Below are 19,588 nucleotides of genomic sequence, written 5' to 3' on the forward strand. Positions count from 1 at the left end.
AATGTGGCAAAATTAATTCCCCTATCGTACCTTTATCCACGGTTCCCAATCTTGATCTGACCTTTTATGATTTGCACCACAAAAATCAGCTTTTATTGGGAACCTTGTTTTACCCTCTAAATAAGTTTAAACAACTTCATTGTTAAATATGCTAATATCAATAGCACTTGATAAAAAATAAACAAATGGATGATCTAAAAATAAAATTTGATGGAGAAACTCATCAAATTGAAACAAATACACTTATCAATAGCTTGCTCCATTTTACCAATCTTACTCACGAAATAAATAGAGAACTTGGAACAGATAGAAAAATAGAAATAAAAGTAAACGCTTTAAAAGAAGGTAGCTTTCTTGTGCATATTGTTATTGAAGCGAACTTAATTGACAATATAAAAGGACTATTTACGAAGGATAATATAGAAATTGCAGCTAATATTTTTGCAGTTGTTGGCGGTCTCTTTGGATTTGCAAAGTTTTTAAAGGGAGGAAAGCCAGAGGTTATGGAGTCTAATGATATCTCCACTAAAATTAAAAATACGAAAGGAGATGTTACGTATATTGATAACAGAGTTGTAAAAATTTACCAAAATAATAAATCGGTACGAGAAACAATTGCTCAAGAATTTGAAACTTTGGAAAATGATCCAAATGTCACAGGGTTTGAATTATTAGATAAAGAAGATAAGCCAATAGTACAAATTGTAAAAGAAGACTTTGCAGCTATAGCAAACAATGATGCAAGCATTGTTGCGGCTGATGAAACAATAATATCAAAAACTGGATTTTTAGTTATATCAGCCTTGTCTTTCGATAAAAACGTAAAATGGAATTTTTATTTTGAAGGAAATAAAATATCAGCTCACATTAAGGATGAAGAATTTGTTAAATTGATTGAACGAGGTGAGAAATTTTCTAAAGGAGATTCTTTAGAAGCAGAATTTGAAATTCGCCAGCAATTTGATGAATCTATCAATACTTATATTAATAAATCATATAAAATAACGAAAATAATCAAGCATATAGGCAGAGCTGAACAGGGAAGATTAGAATTTCCTAAAGTTAATTCTGACGTTGATAAAAGTGCTTAACTTAAATGCTGTTTTTATCAATTAAAAATTAGTGTGATAAAAACAGCATTTATATATTCTAATTATTCCCGCCAAACTCCATCAAATAAGCTTTCAAAAACTCATCCAAATCGCCATCCAAAACACCTTGGGCGTTGGAAGTTTCGTGGCCGGTGCGCACATCTTTTACCAATTTGTACGGATGCAAAACGTAATTCCGGATTTGCGAACCCCATTCAATTTTCATTTTCGCACCTTCAATGGCGTTGGTAATTTCCATACGTTTGCGCAATTCTGCTTCGTACAATTGCGATTTTAACAAACGGATGGCGTTTTCTTTATTCTGCAACTGCGAACGCGATTCCTGGTTTTTGATAATGATGCCCGAAGGTTTGTGGTACAAACGAACGGCCGTTTCTACCTTGTTTACATTCTGGCCTCCGGCACCGCCCGAACGGAAAGTTTCAAACTCAATATCAGCCGGGTTGACATCAATTTCAATCGTATCATCCACCAAAGGGTAAACATAAACCGATGCAAAAGAAGTATGGCGTTTGGCATTGCTATCAAACGGAGAAATACGCACCAAACGATGCACGCCGTTTTCGCCTTTTAAATAACCGTATGCAAAATCTCCTTCAATTTGCAGCGTTACGGTTTTTACGCCCGCAACTTCGCCTTCCTGGAAATCCTGTTCGCTCACTTTGTAGCCGTGTTTTTGCGCCCACATAGTGTACATCCGCATCAACATGCTGGCCCAATCGCAGCTTTCCGTTCCGCCTGCTCCTGCTGTAATCTGTAAAACCGCATTCAACTGATCTTCATCTGCCGAAAGCATGTTTTTAAATTCCAGGTCTTCGAGTTGTTTTAAAGTTGCTTGGTATTGCTCGTCGGCTTCCTCATCCGTTGCATCGCCGGACTGGTTCATCTCCTGCATCACCACGGTATCTTCCACCGAAGTTTCTACGGCTTTAAAAGCATCCGTCCATGTTTTTTTACTTTTCATGGAAGCCAGCACTTTTTCGGCTTTCTTCGAATCATCCCAAAAATCGGGCGCCAGGGTCAAATCTTCTTCTTCTTTTAGTCGGTATAATTTGGTTTCGACGTCAAAGATGCCTCCTCAGGGAAGTTACGCGATCCCTCAAGTCTTGAACTTGTTCTTTTGTCATGCCGCAAATATAGAAATTTGGTTTTGGCGGAAGCAGCTAATACTTCACTGATTTTTATGCGATAAAAGAAGCATGTAAAATTTGTTTTTGTTGTAGCAAACCTTCAAATTTGTTTGTACATAAACTAAAACGGCATACTTCTTTTACCAGTACTTTTTATGGTGTGTAGATTTTTTAAATATTCAATTAAATAACATTAAATCGAACAATATGAAAATCCAAGTTTCATTTATATTAACCATATTTATCACTTTCTTTTCGGCTTCTTGCAAAAAAGGTTCAGTTTCCCCAAAAAACACTACGAACATTTTGGGAAAATGGAATATTATAAACGACTCGACTTTTGCCGGAGTTGGGGCAAACAATCACCCGGTAAATTATGCAGGACAAACAGGCGACTATTTTGACCTAAGGACAGATAACCGGATTTATATCAAAGAAGGCACAAAACTGGATACTTTGAGTTATAGCCTGATTTCTGATGCTACAATTTTAATTGTCCCTTTTGGTATTAGATTAAATGGGGTTCCTGAAAAAAGCTATATCACAAACTTAACGGCACATAGCGCCACAATTAGTGCCCCTGTTGGCGCAACTCCCGGAGGTTTATTTGGACGAAAAATAAATTTGAACAGGTAAAATCCTATTGCTAATATTCCCCAAAATAAAAAGGGTTTAGGCGATGCTTTAACTTTCCGTTTTCCCGACTTTCCGTCTTTTTCCGAATGCTTCTTTTACCACCTAAAAATTGGAATCACGCATTCTTGGTTTCAATCCAAAACTATTCAGAACAATTTAAGCACCTCTTTTCTTTTAATACATAGTTTTGAACTAAAACCAAGAGCATGTTACCAAAAATAAATTTTACCGAAACCGAAGCTTTCCGCTATCTCACTGATTATTTTCCGCAAATGGCCGAAAAACAAATGAAGGATTTGTTTGCCCAGGACCTGGATCGTTTTAAAAAATTCTCCATTAAGTTTGAAGATATTTTGTTTGATTTCTCCAAAAACCGCATAGATGAAAAAACGCTGGCATTGTTGATCCAATTGGCAAAAGAATGCCAGCTAAAAGAAGCCATCGAAGCGATGTTTACCGGCGAGAAAATCAACGAAACCGAAGGCCGTTCCGTTTTACATACCGCTTTAAGAAACGTAACGAACAAACCGTTAACTGTTGATGGTGAAAACATTACGGAAGAAGTAAACGCGGTTTTAAAGCAGATGGAAACTTTTTCTAACGCGGTTATTTCCGGTGAGTGGAAAGGTTACAAAGGCGATGAAATTACGGATGTGGTGAATATCGGAATCGGCGGATCGGATTTAGGCCCGGTGATGGTTACTGAAGCTTTAAAACCTTACAAAACACGTTTGAACCTGCACTTTGATTCTAATGTTGACGGCACGCAAATCACCGAGATTTTAAAAGGATTAAACCCGGCCACCACGCTGTTTTTAATTGCTTCCAAAACCTTTACCACGCAAGAAACCATGACCAACGCGCATACCGCGCGCGATTGGTTTATCAAAGGTGGCGGCAAAGATGAAGATGTGGCGAAGCATTTTGCCGCTTTATCTACCAACAGCAAAGCTGTGGAAGCTTTTGGCATTGATACCAAAAATATGTTTGTGTTTTGGGATTGGGTTGGCGGCCGTTATTCGTTGTGGAGCGCCATTGGTTTGTCCATAGCTTTAAGCATTGGTTTTGATAATTTTAAGGAATTGCTTACCGGTGCCAACGCTGCCGATGAACATTTTAGAAATACAGATTTTGAGCAAAATATTTCGGTCATGCTTGGCGTAATTGGCATTTGGTACAATAATTTCTTCGGGGCAGAGACGGAAGCTATTTTGCCTTACGACCAATATTTACATCGTTTTGCTGCTTATTTTCAACAAGGCGATATGGAAAGTAACGGAAAACATGTGGACCGGAACGGAAATGAAGTTGATTACTCGACCGGGCCAATTATTTGGGGCGAACCCGGAACCAACGGCCAACATGCTTTTTATCAGTTGATCCACCAGGGAACTAAATTAATCCCTTGTGATTTTATTGCACCGGCACAAAGCCATAACCCAACCGGCGATCATCATTCGATTTTGCTGTCCAACTTCTTCGCCCAAACCGAAGCTTTGATGAACGGCAAAACCCAAGAAGAAGTAACCGAAGAATTAAAAGCTGCCGGCAAAACTGCAGAAGAAATAGAAAAACTGGCGCCTTTTAAAGTTTTTGAAGGCAACCGGCCAACCAATTCTATTTTGTTTAAAGAAATTACGCCGCGTTCTCTCGGCAGTTTGATTGCTTTTTACGAACACAAAATATTTGTGCAAGGCATCATCTGGAACATCTTTAGTTTTGACCAATGGGGCGTAGAACTGGGCAAGCAATTGGCCGTTAAAATCCAAAAAGAATTAAAAGGTGATGAACGGGTTAAAGACCATGATTCTTCTACTAATGGTTTGATTAACCAGTATAAGGAGTGGCGGTAATTTGGGGTTGATAAAAGAAGCATTTGTAATTGTTGCAGATGCTTCTTTTATCTATACTTTTTCATGAAACTCAATTGTAATTAATCTTCCAATAACATTTCAACTTCCGCTTGTAATACTGGGAGATGATTTACAACAACATTCCAAATTACAATATCATTTACATTATCATAAGCATGGATTACTTTATTGCGAAGATCAACAATCATCCGAGCATAAGAAATTTCGATACTTGGATTAATTTTCAATAATTTATTTACAGCTTCGCCGATAATTTCAAGTTCACGTTCAACTGCACGGCGTTTGGTTTTGTTAGCTTTATATTCTGTAAATATTCGTTTTCCTTCTAAATGTCCATCAACAGACGAAATAGCTTGTAGTACATCAGTAAGTAATTTCTTCTCCTAAAGATTCATATCACAAGTAACTTATTATTATTGATGCTTTCAATTAAATATGGATTATTTAAAGTTTCTTCTGCAACCAACTCTACTTCCAATTTCAATAAATCCTGCAAAGCATACAGTAGCTTAAAATAGTTGTTTCCATAAATTTGGAAATCCAAATTAGGAGAAAATCGAATTAAAAAATCTACATCACTATCAGCTTTCATTTTACCTGATGCGGCACTGCCAAAAAGATAAGCCTGCTCTACGCCATACAAACGCATCAATTGTTGTATTTGCGAAAGATTACTCTTGATAAACGGTTGCATAAATATTTAATTGGATTTTTGAGAATACTTCTTTTACACCCCTTTTTTCACAAACTTAACCTGGTACAAATGCGGCCATTTTTTGCCGGTGATAAAAATACGTTTGGTTTTTGCATCATAAGCAATACCGTTTAAAACATCCGCATTTGGAAGCCGGTCGCGGTACAAGTTTGCCAAATCAATCCTTTGTAAAACAGCACCAGTCTTTGGGTCAATCACAATAATATCGTTGGTTTGATAAACATTTGCATACAACTTCCCATTAATATATTCCAATTCATTGATACTGTCAATGGCTTTTTTATCATCATAAACATCAATAAAACCAATGGCGCGATACGTATTTTTATCTAAAAACCAAATGCGGTTGGTTTTATCGTCCATGTACAATTTCTTCCCGTCAAAACACATTCCCCAACCTTCCTGGCCAACATTGTTGTTAAACGTGTTGAGGAGTTTGAACGTAGCTTTATCATAAACATAACCAATCTTTTCAGTCCAAGTTAATTGGATGATTTTATTGCCGACAATAGAAATCCCTTCGGCAAATACAGTTGGGTCAACCATTGCTTTTTTCAATACTTTTCCGGTGGTTAAATCAACTTTCCTTAAACTGGATTGCCCTTCGGCAGGTTCGCCTTGTGGTGGTTTTAACCGGCCGCCGCCGCTTTCGTACAGAAAACCATCCTGATAAAGCAACCCTTCCGTATAACACGAAGTATCATGCGGAAACACCTTTTCTACCTTGTAAGTCAATTCTTCCGGTGCTTTGGCAGCTAGCAAAACAATATTGGTGGTAACCGGCGTACTGTTTTTACCCTGATAAATTTGGGCGGTGATTTGCTTAACGCCCAACGGAAGTGTATCCGTTTTTAAAGTAAAAGCCGATAAATCTGTTTTTGCACCAAGCCGAACATCGTCCATCAAATAAACCACAGAATCTGCTTTGTAACCTTGCGGCGCTTTTACCTGCAAAGGCACATCTTTTCCGGCCTGAATATTTCCGCCAGCCTCCGGACTTAGGCTTAAAGTACTGTTATCTTCCTGGTTTTTAGGTTTATTTTGACAAGCATGTAAACTTAAAACAGCGGCCAAACTTAACAGGATCAACTTTTTATTCATGTTTTATTTTTAATATGGGTCAGGCCAAAAAGCATCCTGAATATGGTTTAAACGATAATTGCCCTGCTTATCAAACAAAATGGCGACAATATCAAAACGCGCTTCGCCCTTAAAATCCATCAGTTCTATAAACTCGTCGGCCGCGCTTACCAGCAGCTTTTGTTTGGCAAAATCCACAAAATCTTCCGGTTCGCCAAAAGCGTTTCCGGTACGCGTTTTCACTTCTACAAAAATGATGGTTTTATGGTGATAAGCTATTAAATCTACCTCTGCTTTTTGAAAACGCCAGTTCTCGTCCAAAATTTCGTAACCGGCATTTTCCAAATGTTGTTTGGCCAGCTCCTCGCCTTTGCGGCCTAAGTTATTGTGTTCGGCCATTATTTTAAAATTACCGAACCGAGAAAATCAGAAATATTTTTTTCCACTTTTTTCATGTGCTGATATTGGTTCAGCAACACATCAATGTCGTCGTTGGAAGTTGTTTTTTGCAATTTTCGGCGGATGCCTTCCAAAATCTGGTCAACTTTCCGTTTTTTGAGATGGAAGATGGCACCCAGAATCGTGGCTTTCATATTGTCTTCCTCGCTCGAAACCAAAATTTTATGCTTCTCGTACCAATTCTCGCTTAAAACATAAGGCGTGGAAATCATGGAAACGGCCAAATCGGTCACTTTACGATCTGGATGATGGATAAAAAAAGCTTCATTGGGCAGACGGCCGTTTTCCAGTTCCTGCCGATAAATATCCACCAGGTTTTTGCTTTCCGGGTTTTCAAACTCCACATCGCTCAGTTCCGAAATCATAAACGGGCCGATGTACGTGTTGGCAATGCCGTCCCAATCAATCATTTTGTTGCCGTAAGTAATGAGCAGGCGCACAATTTCTTTTTCCTGCGTGTCTTCTGCGGATACTGTTTTTACCGGTATAATTTCGGTGTGTTCGGTTTCCGGCTGAATGGGTTTTGGCGAAGCCTGGTCCTGCTTTTTCGCTTTAGCCTGCCGCATTTTGTTCAGCTCGGTCAGCAGCGAACGCTCGTCCATTTGCAGCAACGAACTGCATTCTTTCACAAAAACTGAAGCTTTGATCGAATCCGGAATTTTGGCAATACTTTCCACCACTTCGCGGATCACCTCTGCTTTTTTTATCGGGTCATTTTTGGCCTCGCTTAGCAGCGCGCCGGTTTTATACAGGATAAAATCTTTTTGGTGCTGATCAATGTAGGTTTTGAAAGCATTTGTTCCCACCTTGCGCACAAAAGAATCCGGGTCGTGGCCATCGGGGAAAGTAACCACTTTTACGTTCAGCCCTTCTTCCAAAATCAAATCCAATCCGCGCAAAGCAGCTTTTATGCCTGCCGCATCGCCATCATATAAAATCGTAATGTTTTTGGTAGAACGACCTATCAGCCGGATTTGCTCAACCGTTAAAGAAGTTCCGGAAGAAGCAACCACATTTTCGATCCCGGCCTGATGAACAGAAATTACATCGGCATAACCTTCCACCAAATAACAATTATCGCTTTCGCGGATGGCTTTTTTGGCGAAGTACAAACCATAAAGCAAATTGGATTTATGGTAGATTTCCGATTCGGGTGAGTTAACGTATTTCGGAACGCTTTTGTCGTTCTTCAAAGTCCTCCCGCCAAAACCAACCACGCGGCCGGTAAAACTATGGATCGGGAACATCACGCGGCCGCGGTAACGATCGTACAACGAACCGTTATCACGCTTCACCGACAAACCGCTTTCCAACAAAAATTCCTGCTGATAATTTTGTTTGATGGCCGCCGTGCTAAACGCGTCCCAATTATCAGGGGAGTAACCCAGCTCAAACTTTTTGATGATATCTTCCCGAAAACCGCGCTCTTTAAAATAACTCAACCCGATGTTTTGCCCTTCCGGCGTTTCCAGCAAACTTTGCTGAAAAAACCTGGCGGCAAAAGCAGTAACCACCATCAGGCTTTCTCGGCGGTTGTCTTCTTCCTTGTTTTCGGGCGTTTGCTTGTCTTCTTCTACCTCAATATTATACTTTTTGGCGAGCCATTTTAACGCTTCCGGATACGTAAATTTCTCGTGCTCCATTAAAAAAGTAACCGCAGAACCGCCAAGCCCGGTCGAAAAATCCTTGAAAATCCCTTTCACCGGTGAAACCGTGAACGAAGGCGTTTTTTCGTTGGCAAAAGGCGAAAGGCCAACGTAATTGGCACCACGTTTTTTCAACTGCACAAACTCGCCGATCACCTCAACAATGTCGGTTGCTTCAAAAATGCGGTCAATGGTGGCTTTGTTGATCATCAATTGCAAAAATAAGGTTTTGGGTTGAAGTGCGCCCGATGATTGATGCTTCTTTTATCGGGTAAAAATTTGGTTTATTCAAAAGAAAACAGGAAATCGGTTTTGAATAATTTACGCTTTGTCATTCCGAAACGAAGTGAGAAATCTTCTTCAAAAATTCAAGAAGTTATCTTTGGATTTTTAGGTGATAAAAGAAGCATCAAGTTGAAAGAATATCTCTTCCTGCGAATCGAGATGACAAAAAACGTCGAAATAACAGCGCAAGCATACTTCTTTTACCGCCTAAATTTTCTCGATCAAACAAACGGCATAAGCAACCACGCCTTCTTCGCGGCCGATAAAACCCATTTGCTCGTTGGTAGTGGCTTTGATGGAAATATCCTCTTCGTTGATCCCGGCAGCTTCAGAAATTTTAGTTTTCATTTCTTGGATATGCGGGTTAATTTTTGGCGCTTCCAAGCAAATCATCGCATCAATATTTCCGATGGTCCAGCTTTTTTCTCTAAGCAACCGCACGACTTCTTTTAGCAGGATTAAACTGCTGATGCCGCGCCAACGTTCATCGGTATTGGAAAAATGGAAACCGATATCGCGCAAATTGGCTGCACCCAGCAAGGCATCACAAATGGCATGCACCAAAACGTCCGCATCCGAATGGCCGAAAGCGCCGGAAATATGTTCGAGGTGAACGCCGCCCATCACAAACGGATGGCCTTTTTTAAGTTGATGCACATCAAACCCAAACCCAACTTTTATTTTCATGCGTGCTTACCGTCCTTTTGATAAATCTCTGCCAAAACTGTAGCCCAAAGTAAAGCGCAACGTATTGGCCAACGCACTTTGCTGCTGGTTGGCCGCGAGGTAAGAAAAATCGAGGTTGAAATCCTGGTAACGGAAGCCTACGCCCAACGTTAAATACTTGCGGTTACCGTAATTTGGGTTTTCGTAGAAGTAGCCGCTGCGCAACGCAAACTGGTGGTTGTACCAGTATTCCAGGCCGCCACCAAAATTAATTTCTTTCAGTTCCCCGCTTAAACCGGCATCGCTGAAAGAACCAAAAATACCGGAAGGCACCGAAGCCGTTGAGTTAGGGTTGGAAGGAACAAGCAGTTTATTGGCATCCAAAGTTGCAGTCAATTCATTATAAGTATCTAAATACCAAGTGTTGGCAACACCGACCCGTAGATTGGTTGGCAAAAAATACTTTTGCCCGGTTTCGGTATAACTGATTTTAGAGCCGATGTTAGAAATGTTGACGCCAAAGGCAAACAAGTCGTCTTTGCCCAAAAACTGTGTCGGGTTTCGATAATACAAAGAAACATCGGCGGCCACTGCTGTTCCGGCTTTGGTTTGCTGGCCTTCGGAAAAACTGCCGTTGGATAAGTTGGAATAGATGAAACGCAACGAAGTCCCGAGCGAAAAATTCTCGCCAAACTTTCGGGCAAAACTGCCGTCAATGGCAAATTCGTTTGGTGTATAAGTTCCCTGGTCCTGCTGGTTATTGTCCACCAATTGGATTTTGCCGAGGTTGAAGTATTTTAGAGAAAGGCCGATGGTGTTCCGGTCGTCCAGTTTATGTGCATAACTTAAATAAGCGAGGTTAATATCGGGCACCAAACGGCGCAGCCACGGGCTGTACGACAAAGAAAACTGGTCGCCGTTTTCGATAAAAGCCAGTTTTGAAGGGTTCCAGTAATTTGCGTTTTTATCGGTTGCCAAAGCCACGCCGGCATCACCGATGGCACCAGAACGTGCATCCGGGGAAACGGTAAGAAAAGGGACGGCAGTTTGGATAGCACCTGCCGTTGAACTCCCATTGGTATTGGTACCGCCAACCTGCGCCTGTGCATTATACATATTAAACCCTAAACTTATTGTTAGTATTAAAAACCGCTTAATAATTGTATTGATATCCATCAAACTAAAATAATAAGTTTAAAGCAAGCGCTAATTTTTTTTCGATAGTAGAAAAAATAAAACAAACCTTAAAACCGTTGTACCATGCAAATAACTTCTTTATAAGTTGCTTATTGCCAAAGCTAACTAATTTTTGATCTGCTGTAACCCTAAAGAAGTAATTTCGTTCAATATAATAATATCTTTGAAAAGATAATTTTGATGCTTAAATTTTTTATTGGCGTTTTTTACGAAATGTATTAAATTTACGTTCGACAGGAATTGAAAAAATGAAAAGAAATTTTTACAGATGTACTTTATTGGTGTTGGCGATTGGCGGGATTTTTAGCAGTTGCAATAAAGCAAAATCGCCAAAAACCGGTTGGGCCTATAACGACCGTACCAACGGCGGTTTCCAGGTTTTTGCCAAAAAACACCCTGCCCCGGGCCCGGGCTTGGTACCTATTGAAGGTGGTACTTTTGTGCTGGGCGGTTCTTTAAACGAAGATTTGCAGTTTGACTACAACAACATCCGCCGCCGCGTTACCGTAGCTTCTTTTTATATGGACGAAACGGAAGTGGCCAATACCGACTGGCTGGAATATTTATACTGGATCAAGCGTACTTATCCGCAAGAACGCGAAATGTACTACAATGCCTTGCCGGATACACTGGTTTGGCGCCAGCCTTTATCTTACAACGAACCTTATGTTGATAATTACCTGCGCCATCCGGGCTACCAGGATTATCCGGTTGTAGGCGTAAGCTGGGACCAGGCAAACGATTATTGCGACTGGCGTACCCAACGCGTGAACGAAGAGATTTTGCGCGAACGCGGCATCATCACCGATTGGAAAACCATGAGCAAAAGCGGTAAAACGGGTGCCGGTGCTGCTTTTAACACAGACATTTACCTGAACGGACAATACCGCGGTGCCGGAATTGACGGCAAACACATGCCGAAAGATTTAAACCCGGCCATAAAAGGTCAAGGCGGAAAAGCGGCTACACGCCCGGCACGGATTGAAGATGGTGTTTTGAAACAGCCTTACCGTTTGCCTTCCGAAGCAGAATGGGAATATGCCGCATTGGCTTTGGCCGGAAATACGCAATATGAAAACATCAGCGACGGAAAAGTTTACCCTTGGAACGGTATGGGCGTCCGTTCCCCTAAAAAAGGTACGCGCGGTTTGATCCTAGCCAACTTTAAACGTGGTGCCGGCGATAACATGGGAACCGGTGGTTATTTAAATGATAAAGCTGATATCACGGCACCGGTACGTTCTTATCCGCCAAACGATTTCGGTTTGTACAACATGGCCGGAAACGTAAACGAGTGGACTGGTGATACTTACCGCCAGTTATCGTACGAAGATTTTGAAGATTTTAACCCTTTTCGCGGTAATATTTACACCAACAAAAGGTTGGCCAACACAGACAGGGGTTTATTGGCAAAAGATAAATACGGCAAACCAATTAAAGATTTGGCCAAAACATCCAAAAAACAAAAATGGAGCGAACTGAACGGACAAGCTGCCACGGCCGCAGAAACCAATGCGGCCAATGCTAATCCAAACCAAACTGCGGTTATTGCTGCAAATGCTTCGGGCAAAGCCTTTACGCCTGATGTTCGCGGTTATAAAGATTCTGTAAATTCTTCTTTATACGGTAACACAACTTTGGTAAACGATCATTCTAAAGTTTACAAGGGCGGTTCGTGGAACGACCGCGCTTACTGGCTGAACCCGGCCACACGCCGTTTTATGGACGAAGAAGATACGAACGCCGAAGTTGGTTTCCGTTGTGCGATGGGCATGATTGGCGCGGCAGAAATCAACCCGGCCAACAAACCGCACTTCCGGGTGAAAGCACAAAAATCACCTAAAAAGATTCAGTTGTAAAATTGATTGTATAAAGTTTTTGAAAAAGCTGCTTCCAAAAGGAGGCAGCTTTTTTGTTTTTGGTGATTGTTGGGTTTGACTTTCAGAAAAACTGAATGCTTCTTTTAGCACCTAAAAATTAGTGTCGGCTCTGATCCTTTACTGATTTTTGTGCGGTAAAAGAAGTATCAACCAGGAGGATAGAAGCTGTTTGAATTTACATCTGAAAAAAAACTGAATGCTTCTTTTAGCATATAAAAACTGGTATCGGCTCTAATCATACATCAATTTTTGTGCGATAAAAGAAGTATCAACCAGGAGGATAGAAACTGTTTGAATTTACATCTGAAAAAAACTGGATGCTTCTTTTAGCACCTAAAAATTGGTCTCGGCCCTAAATCTTTCACTGATTTTTAGGTGCTAAAAGAAGCATCACCAAAAGAATAATTGATTGTTGAAGGAAAAATCAAAATCAAAAAAAAGAAGCCGACTTAATAAAACCGGCTTCTTTTCAACATAAAAACTTCTATCATAAAATTAGATCACGCTAACTTTAATCATATTTGTCCTGCCTTTTTTCTCCATTGGGATGGCTGCCGTGTTGATCACCACATCGCCTTCTTCCACCAAATTCTGGCTTTTTAAAATATCATTGATTTCCTGGATGCTGCTGTCGGTAGAGTTGACATCAAATTTATCATAATAAAAACCCCGGACGCCCCAAAGCAAACTTAATGTGCGCAACAAATGACGGTTTCGGGTAAAAATAAAAGTATTGGCTTTTGGGCGATGGCTGGAGATTTCGAAAGCGGTATAACCGGATGAAGTCATGGTAACAATCCCGATTGCATTGGTTTGTTCTGCCAGGTAAACTGCCGAACTACAAACCGCATCAGACAAAATGGTAGCAGATTTTTCGTTGACCGGTTTTGGCGTGTTAAACGGATAGCCAAATTCTTCTACGTTTTTGATGATTTTCTGCATCGTTTCGATCACGATCACCGGAAACTCGCCTACCGAAGTTTCCCCGCTCAACATCACTGCATCGGCACCATCCAAAACTGAGTTGGCCACGTCGTTCACTTCGGCACGTGTTGGCCTTGGCGCCGTGATCATGCTTTCCAGCATTTGGGTAGCCACAATTACCGGTTTAGAAGCGGCGCGGCATTTACGGGCAATCATTTTTTGCAGCAACGGAACCTGTTCCATCGGCATTTCAACGCCCAAATCGCCGCGGGCAACCATCACGCCGTCTGTTGCTTCGATGATCGCATCAATATGTTCAATCGCTTCCGGCTTTTCAATCTTGGCAATTACGCGTGCCGATTTTCCGCTCCGGCTGATGATACGTTTCAAATCAACAATATCCAATTCTGTGCGGACAAAGGACAATCCGATCCACTCGACATCATTTTTCAAGGCAAATTCCAGGTTGTCCAAATCTTCTTCCGTTAAACTCGGGATCGAAACTTTGGTGTTTGGCAAATTAACGCCTTTGCGGGAAGTTAAAATTCCGCCGTAAACCACTTCGCAAACTACGGTATCTTTATTGTTGGTTTCTTTAACGCGCATTTGCAGCTTGCCGTCGTCCAATAAAATCATTTCGCCGGCCACTACATCTTTCGGAAAACTATCGTAAGTGATGTAAATCTGTTTTTCGTCGCCAACACATTCGTGCGTCGTGATGTTGATTGTTGCCCCGTTGATCAGTTGCACGCCCCCTGTTTTAACCATTCCGATCCTGATTTTTGGCCCTTGCAGATCAGCCAAAATGCCAACGTTCAGTTTGTACTGTTCGTTAATTTCACGGATATTGTCAATGGCAATTTGGTGGTCTTCCTGTTTTCCGTGAGAAAAATTTAACCGGCAAACGTTAACACCGGCCCGGATTAAGGATAACAACATCTCTTTTTGAGAAGAAGCCGGCCCGAGCGTGGCAACTATTTTAGTTCTTTTGTGCGAAATTTTCATTTATAAAGATAAATTTTGATTAGATAAATTGTGATGCTTCTTTTACCAGGGTAAAATTAGTGTAATTTAAACACTAAGCGAAATGTTTAAAACAACAGGTTTTCGTGGGATTTGATTGTTTTAGGGTCAATTTGTTTTACCGACTCGATAAATGCGATCTTTTTCAACCTCAGCAACACATTTTCCAGGTCTTCGTCGTCAAAATGGTTTTTGATCATCAAAAAATAATTAGTGCTGCCCAACTCGGGGATCAGGCATCCGCTTGCGCCATGGTTGGCAATAACATAAAATTCTGTTTCAGAAGCTTCAATGTTGTACACATATTGCGAAAACTGCATCGGCTCGGCACCGGCAAACAAAGGCAGGCAGTAATCGGCCGTTTTCCTGAAATCGGTGCACAGTTCTTTGTTGATATGGTAACAAAGCCGGTAATCGCGCAGCGGCGACCGCAGGGCAATTAATATAAAGTCGAGGTCTAACTCAAAACTTAGTATCTTTCTACTCAAAACCAGGTGATGCTTAGGGTTATCTAAACTACAAATCAAACTTAAATAAACTTGAAGTTATTATACAGTTATCCACATTTACCACATCAAAAATATAGTGGTAAAAACAGTATGTGTACGGCAAAAGATTTAAGCCGATCAAAATTTTATTGCGGTTTGATATTTGATTTAATTTATTTTTCTTTGCACAGATTTATTTAACCCAAAAAATTAAAAGACTATGTCTGATATCGCTTCCAGAGTAAAAGCAATTATCGTAGAAAAATTAGGTGTTGACGAGAACGAAGTTACACCAGAAGCAAGTTTCACGAATGATTTAGGTGCAGATTCTTTAGATACTGTAGAACTGATCATGGAATTTGAAAAAGAATTTAATGTAGCTATCCCTGATGACCAGGCAGAAACTATCGGCACCGTTGGCCAGGCTATCGCTTATCTGGAAAAAAACGTTAAATAATAGCGCTTTTTGCTAAATAAATGGAGTTAAAAAGAGTAGTTGTAACCGGTTTGGGCGCACTTACTCCAATTGGCAACAGCGTCCCGGATTATTGGGGCGCGCTGATCAATGGAGTGAGTGGGGCTGACATCATCAAAAGTTTCGACACCACAAAATTCAAAACAAAGTTTGCCTGCGAAATAAAAAACTTTTCTGCCGAAGATATTTTCGGCAAAAAAGAAGCGCGCAAGATGGATCCTTTTGTGCATTACGCCATGGTTTCGGTTGACGAAGCCGTGCGCGATGCAGATTTGGATTTTCCAAACCTCGACACCAACCGCATTGGCGTTATCTGGGGTGCCGGAATTGGTGGTTTAAAAACTTTTTTGGATGAAGTGTCCAACTTTGCCAAAGGTGATGGTACGCCGCGTTACAACCCTTACTTTATTCCAAAAATGATTTTGGACATTGCGCCAGGCCATATTTCTATCAAATATGGTTTGCGTGGCCCCAATTTTTCTACCGTTTCTGCCTGTGCTTCGGGCACCAATGCTTTGATTGATTCTTTCAATTATCTTCGTTTGGGTGTGGCAGATGTCATCATTTCCGGCGGTTCTGAAGCCATTATCAATGAAGCCGGCATGGGTGGTTTTAATGCGATGCACGCTTTGTCCACCCGAAACGACGACCCGAAAACAGCTTCCCGCCCTTTCGATAAAGACCGCGACGGTTTTGTTGCCGGTGAAGGGGCGGGTGCGCTGATCCTGGAAAGTTTGGAACATGCCAAAGCACGTGGTGCCAAGATTTATGCCGAAATGGTTGGCGGCGGCATGAGTGCCGATGCAAACCACATTACCGCACCGCACCCGGAAGGTTTGGGCGCACGTTTGGTAATGGGCAACGCCCTGCGCGATGCCGGTTTAACTACCAGCGATATTGATTACATCAACGTTCACGGAACATCTACGCCGCTTGGCGATATCAGCGAAACCAAAGCTATCGTGAGTTTATTTGGTGATGATGCCTACAAATTAAACATCAGTTCTACCAAATCCATGACCGGCCATTTGCTGGGCGCGGCCGGTGCGATCGAAGCCATTGCTTCTGTGCTGGCTATCAAAAACGACATCGTTCCGCCTACCATCAACCATTTTACAGATGACCCGGAGTTTGACCCTCAATTAAACTTCACTTTTAACAAACCTCAAAAACGGACGGTACGCACTGCGTTGAGCAATACTTTCGGTTTTGGCGGCCACAATGCCTCTGTGATTTTCAAAAAATACGAAGAATAGTTTTAATGCCGATTTCAAGGTTTTACAAGCTTTACTTATCTCCCAACAGAAAATACGTTAAGCTGTTAAAAAACCTGCTTGGCTTTGTACCCGGTAATTTGATGCTTTACCGTTTGGCTTTCCGGCACAAATCGGTTGCGCAGGTTGTAAAAAAGGGGGTTAAAAACAGCAACGAAAGGTTAGAGTTTTTGGGCGATGCCGTGCTTGGTTCGGTCGTAGCCGAAATCCTTTTCAAAATGTACCCTTATGAGGATGAAGGGTTTTTGACAGAACTGCGTTCGAAAATCGTTAGCCGAATCAACCTCAACCAATTAGGCCGAAAGCTTGGTTTTGAGCAATTGGTCGAGTTTGACAGCCGTGTGATCAATACCAGCAGACAAAGTTCTTTGCTGGGCGATGCTTTTGAAGCTTTAATTGGTGCCGTTTATCTGGATAAAGGCTACAACTTCACCAAAAGTTTTCTGGAAAACCGAATTATCAAATCGCATATTGATATCCATAAACTGGAAAACACGGAAACCAATTTCAAAAGTAAATTGATTGAATGGTGCCAGCGCCACAGCAAAGACATTAGTTTTGAATTGATTACCAACCAGCAGGGCGAAAGCACCAAACTTTTTACCGTGCAGGCTTGTATTGATGGCGAAGTGGTAGGCAACGGCAAAGAGTTCAACAAAAAAACTGCCGAAAAACTGGCCGCCGAAAAAGCTTGCGAAGCTTTGGGGATTTGATGGTCTGCTTTGCCATTTCGACCAAAGGGAGAAATCTTATTTCAACAAAACATCAATTTTTAGGTGATAAAAGAAGCATTAACATTCGCTTTGAATAGAAATCTTCTTTTAACAAGAACAATAATTTTTAGGTGATAAAAGAAGCATTAAAACCTTTTTTGTTTTGAAGAAGATCTCTCCTATCGTCGAGATGACAAAAACCGGAATGACAGCAATCATACTTCTTTTAATACAGCTTTTTAAGCGGCGGCAAGCCTTTTCCTTCCTTAAAACCCTGTGCCGATTTCTTAACATAATTGATCAAATCATAATCGTTCCAGGCAGAAAGCTGATCGAAACTTGGCCGGTAAGAATCCATAAACGGCTGGATTTGCTCTTCCTTCAAATCCGTAACTTGCTGAACCAAAGCTTTGTTAAAGCGTTTATCCACGTTGGTTTGCTCAATCTCATTCTTGGCAAATTCCTGGAAATGCTTGGCCTGACGTGGCGTTTTCCCAAAAAGTTCGTACAAACCTGTTATTGGATTTGTAACCATCGAAAGTGCAGGCGGCTTACCGTTGTAAATACTTCCCTGCCCGCGATACTGCCGCAACGCTTCTTCCAGTTCCTGCTTTTTGGTTTGGCCAACCACGCGCACTTCGCTTAATTGAATGACCGGCGAAAGTTGCAGCATAACATCTTTTTCATCCACAACCGTAAAAATATATTCGGTATAATCTTTTTTGAAAACTTTTAAGGTATCGCCAACACTTGCTTTGATGCTGAACGCGCCCAAATCGTTGCTGGCAACCGTAATTTTCTTTTTTAAATTGAATATCAAGGCGTCAGAAACCCGTTGTGCGTTTTGCTTTTGGAACAAAACACCTTTCAGCACAAACTCCTGTTGAGCAAAAACAGCCGGACTTTGGCCGATGAAAGCAAGGATCAACATCAGCTTAATTACAAAAAGGATTCGATTAAACATTCCAACAAAAATACGAAAAAGCAAACGCGAAGCTGTTAAAGTATGTTAAGGTCAATTTTTTGCCGGTAAAAACAGTATCGGCAACTTTACAAGTGCGGTCAGCTTAAAACTTTAGCCGTACTGATAAATTTTTATCTTTGCAAATGATTAAATCCATGACCGGTTTTGGCATCAGCAGCCAGGATTTGGGAAACGTAAAATACACAGTCGAAATAAAATCCCTCAACAGTAAATTCCTCGAACTGTCTATTAAATTGCCCCGCACTTTTGCCGAAAAAGAATTTGAACTGCGCAACGAATGCAGCCGTTTGATTGACCGCGGCAAAGTAAACCTCAGCTTTAATGTTGAGCAAAATGAAGTAAAAACTGCGGTCGCAAGCATTGATGTGGTTTTGCTCCAACAATATTTACAACAGCTAAAAGAAGTAAGCAGCCAGCTAAACGAGCCAACCTCTAACCTACTACAACTGGCTTTGGGTTTGCCCGATGTGGTAAAATTCACGGAAGAAAAAGCTTCGGAAGACGAGTGGAAAACCGTAAAACAGGTTTTTAACAAAGCGGTGGAAGCCTTTCAGCAATTCAGGTCGGACGAAGGGAACATGCTGGAAAACGATTTGAAACTGCGCATCAGCAACATTCTCGAAAACCTTGAAAAAGTTGAAGTTGAAGAACCAACACGGATTGTTACCATCAAAGAACGTTTAAACAGTTTTTTGGCCGAAGCTGTTGGCCGCGAAAACATTGATCAAAACCGTTTTGAGCAGGAATTGATTTATTACATTGATAAGCTGGACATCACCGAAGAAAAAATCAGGCTGAAAACGCATTGCGATTACTTTGTAGAAACGTTAAAAAGCGCCGATGCAAACGGTAAAAAATTAGGTTTTATTGCTCAGGAAATTGGCCGCGAGGTAAACACGCTGGGTTCAAAAGCGAACAACGCGATCATACAAAAATTGGTTGTTGGCATGAAAGAAGAACTGGAAAAGATAAAGGAACAATTGCTGAATGTGCTTTAGTTAATGGTTCATGGTTTATGGATCATAG

19 protein-coding genes are annotated in these 19,588 nt (G+C 41.1%); 8 read left to right on the forward strand and 11 right to left on the reverse strand.

The window, feature by feature from the left end:
* The first annotated feature begins 185 nt into the window (after positions 1 to 185).
* Positions 186 to 1,091, forward strand: coding sequence for a hypothetical protein (locus V5804_RS11035; RefSeq protein WP_369591442.1), 906 nt, complete (start codon positions 186 to 188; stop codon positions 1,089 to 1,091).
* A gap of 58 nt (positions 1,092 to 1,149) precedes the next feature.
* Here V5804_RS11035 and prfB read toward each other — a convergent pair.
* Positions 1,150 to 2,239, reverse strand: a protein-coding gene (gene prfB / locus V5804_RS11040) for a peptide chain release factor 2 (RefSeq protein WP_369591443.1) whose coding sequence is annotated in 2 segments (ribosomal slippage) — positions 1,150 to 2,178 and positions 2,180 to 2,239 — 1,089 coding nt in all. Because the reading frame shifts where the segments join, the coding sequence is not laid out codon by codon here.
* 210 nt (positions 2,240 to 2,449) lie between these two features.
* On the opposite strand from prfB, the gene V5804_RS11045 reads away from it, so the two are divergent.
* Together V5804_RS11045 and pgi are read left to right on the forward strand one after the other, a co-directional pair.
* Positions 2,450 to 2,878 (forward strand): hypothetical protein, encoded by a 429-nt coding sequence (locus tag V5804_RS11045; RefSeq protein WP_369591444.1) that lies wholly within the window; start codon positions 2,450 to 2,452, stop codon positions 2,876 to 2,878.
* A 206-nt stretch (positions 2,879 to 3,084) separates the two neighbouring features.
* Positions 3,085 to 4,731, forward strand: a complete 1,647-nt coding sequence (gene pgi / locus V5804_RS11050) for a glucose-6-phosphate isomerase (protein WP_369591445.1) — start codon at positions 3,085 to 3,087, stop codon at positions 4,729 to 4,731.
* 80 nt (positions 4,732 to 4,811) lie between these two features.
* Here the strand turns inward: pgi and V5804_RS11055 are convergent, their stop codons facing one another.
* From V5804_RS11055 to porV, 7 genes are all read right to left on the reverse strand, one after another.
* Positions 4,812 to 5,102, reverse strand: coding sequence for a DUF86 domain-containing protein (locus tag V5804_RS11055; RefSeq protein WP_369591506.1), 291 nt, complete (start codon positions 5,100 to 5,102; stop codon positions 4,812 to 4,814).
* 41 nt (positions 5,103 to 5,143) lie between these two features.
* Positions 5,144 to 5,446 carry a nucleotidyltransferase family protein gene (locus V5804_RS11060; protein ID WP_369591446.1) on the reverse strand — a complete coding sequence of 101 codons (303 nt, stop codon included), beginning with the start codon at positions 5,444 to 5,446 and terminating at the stop codon, positions 5,144 to 5,146.
* Positions 5,447 to 5,479: 33 nt separating this feature from the next.
* A complete protein-coding gene (locus tag V5804_RS11065; RefSeq protein ID WP_369591447.1) occupies positions 5,480 to 6,568 on the reverse strand; it encodes a glutaminyl-peptide cyclotransferase in 1,089 nt (362 codons plus the stop codon).
* A gap of 9 nt (positions 6,569 to 6,577) precedes the next feature.
* Positions 6,578 to 6,946, reverse strand: coding sequence for a YraN family protein (locus V5804_RS11070; RefSeq protein ID WP_369591448.1), 369 nt, complete (start codon positions 6,944 to 6,946; stop codon positions 6,578 to 6,580).
* Positions 6,946 to 8,862, reverse strand: coding sequence for a DNA primase (gene dnaG, locus V5804_RS11075; RefSeq protein ID WP_369591507.1), 1,917 nt, complete (start codon positions 8,860 to 8,862; stop codon positions 6,946 to 6,948). Before dnaG ends, V5804_RS11070 begins: the two co-directional genes overlap by 1 nt.
* Before the next feature lie 282 nt (positions 8,863 to 9,144).
* Positions 9,145 to 9,624, reverse strand: a complete 480-nt coding sequence (gene ispF / locus V5804_RS11080) for a 2-C-methyl-D-erythritol 2,4-cyclodiphosphate synthase (RefSeq protein ID WP_369591449.1) — start codon at positions 9,622 to 9,624, stop codon at positions 9,145 to 9,147.
* A 6-nt stretch (positions 9,625 to 9,630) separates the two neighbouring features.
* Positions 9,631 to 10,719: a type IX secretion system outer membrane channel protein PorV gene (gene porV / locus V5804_RS11085; RefSeq protein WP_369591450.1), complete on the reverse strand. Its 1,089-nt coding sequence runs from the start codon at positions 10,717 to 10,719 to the stop codon at positions 9,631 to 9,633.
* A gap of 329 nt (positions 10,720 to 11,048) precedes the next feature.
* Between porV and V5804_RS11090 the strand changes: the two genes are divergently transcribed.
* On the forward strand, positions 11,049 to 12,659 hold the full coding sequence (locus V5804_RS11090) for an SUMF1/EgtB/PvdO family nonheme iron enzyme (protein ID WP_369591451.1): 1,611 nt from the start codon (positions 11,049 to 11,051) through the stop codon (positions 12,657 to 12,659).
* A gap of 516 nt (positions 12,660 to 13,175) precedes the next feature.
* On the opposite strand, the gene pyk is transcribed toward V5804_RS11090, so the two are convergent.
* Positions 13,176 to 14,609 carry a pyruvate kinase gene (pyk, locus tag V5804_RS11095; RefSeq protein WP_369591452.1) on the reverse strand — a complete coding sequence of 478 codons (1,434 nt, stop codon included), beginning with the start codon at positions 14,607 to 14,609 and terminating at the stop codon, positions 13,176 to 13,178.
* An 86-nt stretch (positions 14,610 to 14,695) separates the two neighbouring features.
* The gene (locus tag V5804_RS11100; protein ID WP_369591453.1) at positions 14,696 to 15,115 is read right to left on the reverse strand and encodes an IPExxxVDY family protein; all 420 of its coding nucleotides are present in this window, start codon (positions 15,113 to 15,115) and stop codon (positions 14,696 to 14,698) included.
* A 220-nt stretch (positions 15,116 to 15,335) separates the two neighbouring features.
* On the opposite strand from V5804_RS11100, the gene V5804_RS11105 reads away from it, so the two are divergent.
* From V5804_RS11105 to rnc, 3 genes are read left to right on the forward strand one after another with little or no spacing between them, the layout of a single operon-like run.
* Complete coding sequence (locus V5804_RS11105) at positions 15,336 to 15,572, forward strand: acyl carrier protein (RefSeq protein ID WP_008241990.1); 237 nt, start codon at positions 15,336 to 15,338, stop codon at positions 15,570 to 15,572.
* A gap of 20 nt (positions 15,573 to 15,592) precedes the next feature.
* Positions 15,593 to 16,846, forward strand: a complete 1,254-nt coding sequence (gene fabF, locus V5804_RS11110; RefSeq protein ID WP_369591454.1) for a beta-ketoacyl-ACP synthase II — start codon at positions 15,593 to 15,595, stop codon at positions 16,844 to 16,846.
* Between the two features lie 5 nt (positions 16,847 to 16,851).
* On the forward strand, positions 16,852 to 17,577 hold the full coding sequence (gene rnc / locus V5804_RS11115) for a ribonuclease III (RefSeq protein WP_369591455.1): 726 nt from the start codon (positions 16,852 to 16,854) through the stop codon (positions 17,575 to 17,577).
* A 226-nt stretch (positions 17,578 to 17,803) separates the two neighbouring features.
* Here the strand turns inward: rnc and V5804_RS11120 are convergent, their stop codons facing one another.
* Positions 17,804 to 18,508, reverse strand: a complete 705-nt coding sequence (locus tag V5804_RS11120; RefSeq protein WP_369591456.1) for a hypothetical protein — start codon at positions 18,506 to 18,508, stop codon at positions 17,804 to 17,806.
* Between the two features lie 176 nt (positions 18,509 to 18,684).
* Here V5804_RS11120 and V5804_RS11125 point away from each other — a divergent pair, with 176 nt between their 5' ends.
* Positions 18,685 to 19,560, forward strand: a complete 876-nt coding sequence (locus tag V5804_RS11125) for a YicC/YloC family endoribonuclease (protein WP_369591457.1) — start codon at positions 18,685 to 18,687, stop codon at positions 19,558 to 19,560.
* Positions 19,561 to 19,588 lie beyond the last annotated feature (28 nt).

This window comes from Mucilaginibacter sp. (assembly GCF_041088075.1).
Lineage (GTDB): Bacteria > Bacteroidota > Bacteroidia > Sphingobacteriales > Sphingobacteriaceae > Mucilaginibacter_A.

Bases quoted from the DNA above. Each gene is read 5' to 3' on its own strand.
- V5804_RS11035 (WP_369591442.1), top strand. From the start codon at position 186: ATGGATGATCTAAAAATAAAATTTGATGGAGAAACTCATCAAATTGAA.
- V5804_RS11045 (WP_369591444.1), top strand. From the start codon at position 2,450: ATGAAAATCCAAGTTTCATTTATATTAACCATATTTATCACTTTCTTT.
- pgi (WP_369591445.1), top strand. From the start codon at position 3,085: ATGTTACCAAAAATAAATTTTACCGAAACCGAAGCTTTCCGCTATCTC.
- V5804_RS11060 (WP_369591446.1), bottom strand. From the start codon at position 5,446: ATGCAACCGTTTATCAAGAGTAATCTTTCGCAAATACAACAATTGATG.
- V5804_RS11065 (WP_369591447.1), bottom strand. From the start codon at position 6,568: ATGAATAAAAAGTTGATCCTGTTAAGTTTGGCCGCTGTTTTAAGTTTA.
- V5804_RS11070 (WP_369591448.1), bottom strand. From the start codon at position 6,946: ATGGCCGAACACAATAACTTAGGCCGCAAAGGCGAGGAGCTGGCCAAA.
- dnaG (WP_369591507.1), bottom strand. From the start codon at position 8,862: ATGATCAACAAAGCCACCATTGACCGCATTTTTGAAGCAACCGACATT.
- ispF (WP_369591449.1), bottom strand. From the start codon at position 9,624: ATGAAAATAAAAGTTGGGTTTGGGTTTGATGTGCATCAACTTAAAAAA.
- porV (WP_369591450.1), bottom strand. From the start codon at position 10,719: ATGTATAATGCACAGGCGCAGGTTGGCGGTACCAATACCAATGGGAGT.
- V5804_RS11090 (WP_369591451.1), top strand. From the start codon at position 11,049: ATGAAAAGAAATTTTTACAGATGTACTTTATTGGTGTTGGCGATTGGC.
- pyk (WP_369591452.1), bottom strand. From the start codon at position 14,609: ATGAAAATTTCGCACAAAAGAACTAAAATAGTTGCCACGCTCGGGCCG.
- V5804_RS11105 (WP_008241990.1), top strand. From the start codon at position 15,336: ATGTCTGATATCGCTTCCAGAGTAAAAGCAATTATCGTAGAAAAATTA.
- fabF (WP_369591454.1), top strand. From the start codon at position 15,593: ATGGAGTTAAAAAGAGTAGTTGTAACCGGTTTGGGCGCACTTACTCCA.
- rnc (WP_369591455.1), top strand. From the start codon at position 16,852: ATGCCGATTTCAAGGTTTTACAAGCTTTACTTATCTCCCAACAGAAAA.
- V5804_RS11120 (WP_369591456.1), bottom strand. From the start codon at position 18,508: ATGTTGATCCTTGCTTTCATCGGCCAAAGTCCGGCTGTTTTTGCTCAA.
- V5804_RS11125 (WP_369591457.1), top strand. From the start codon at position 18,685: ATGATTAAATCCATGACCGGTTTTGGCATCAGCAGCCAGGATTTGGGA.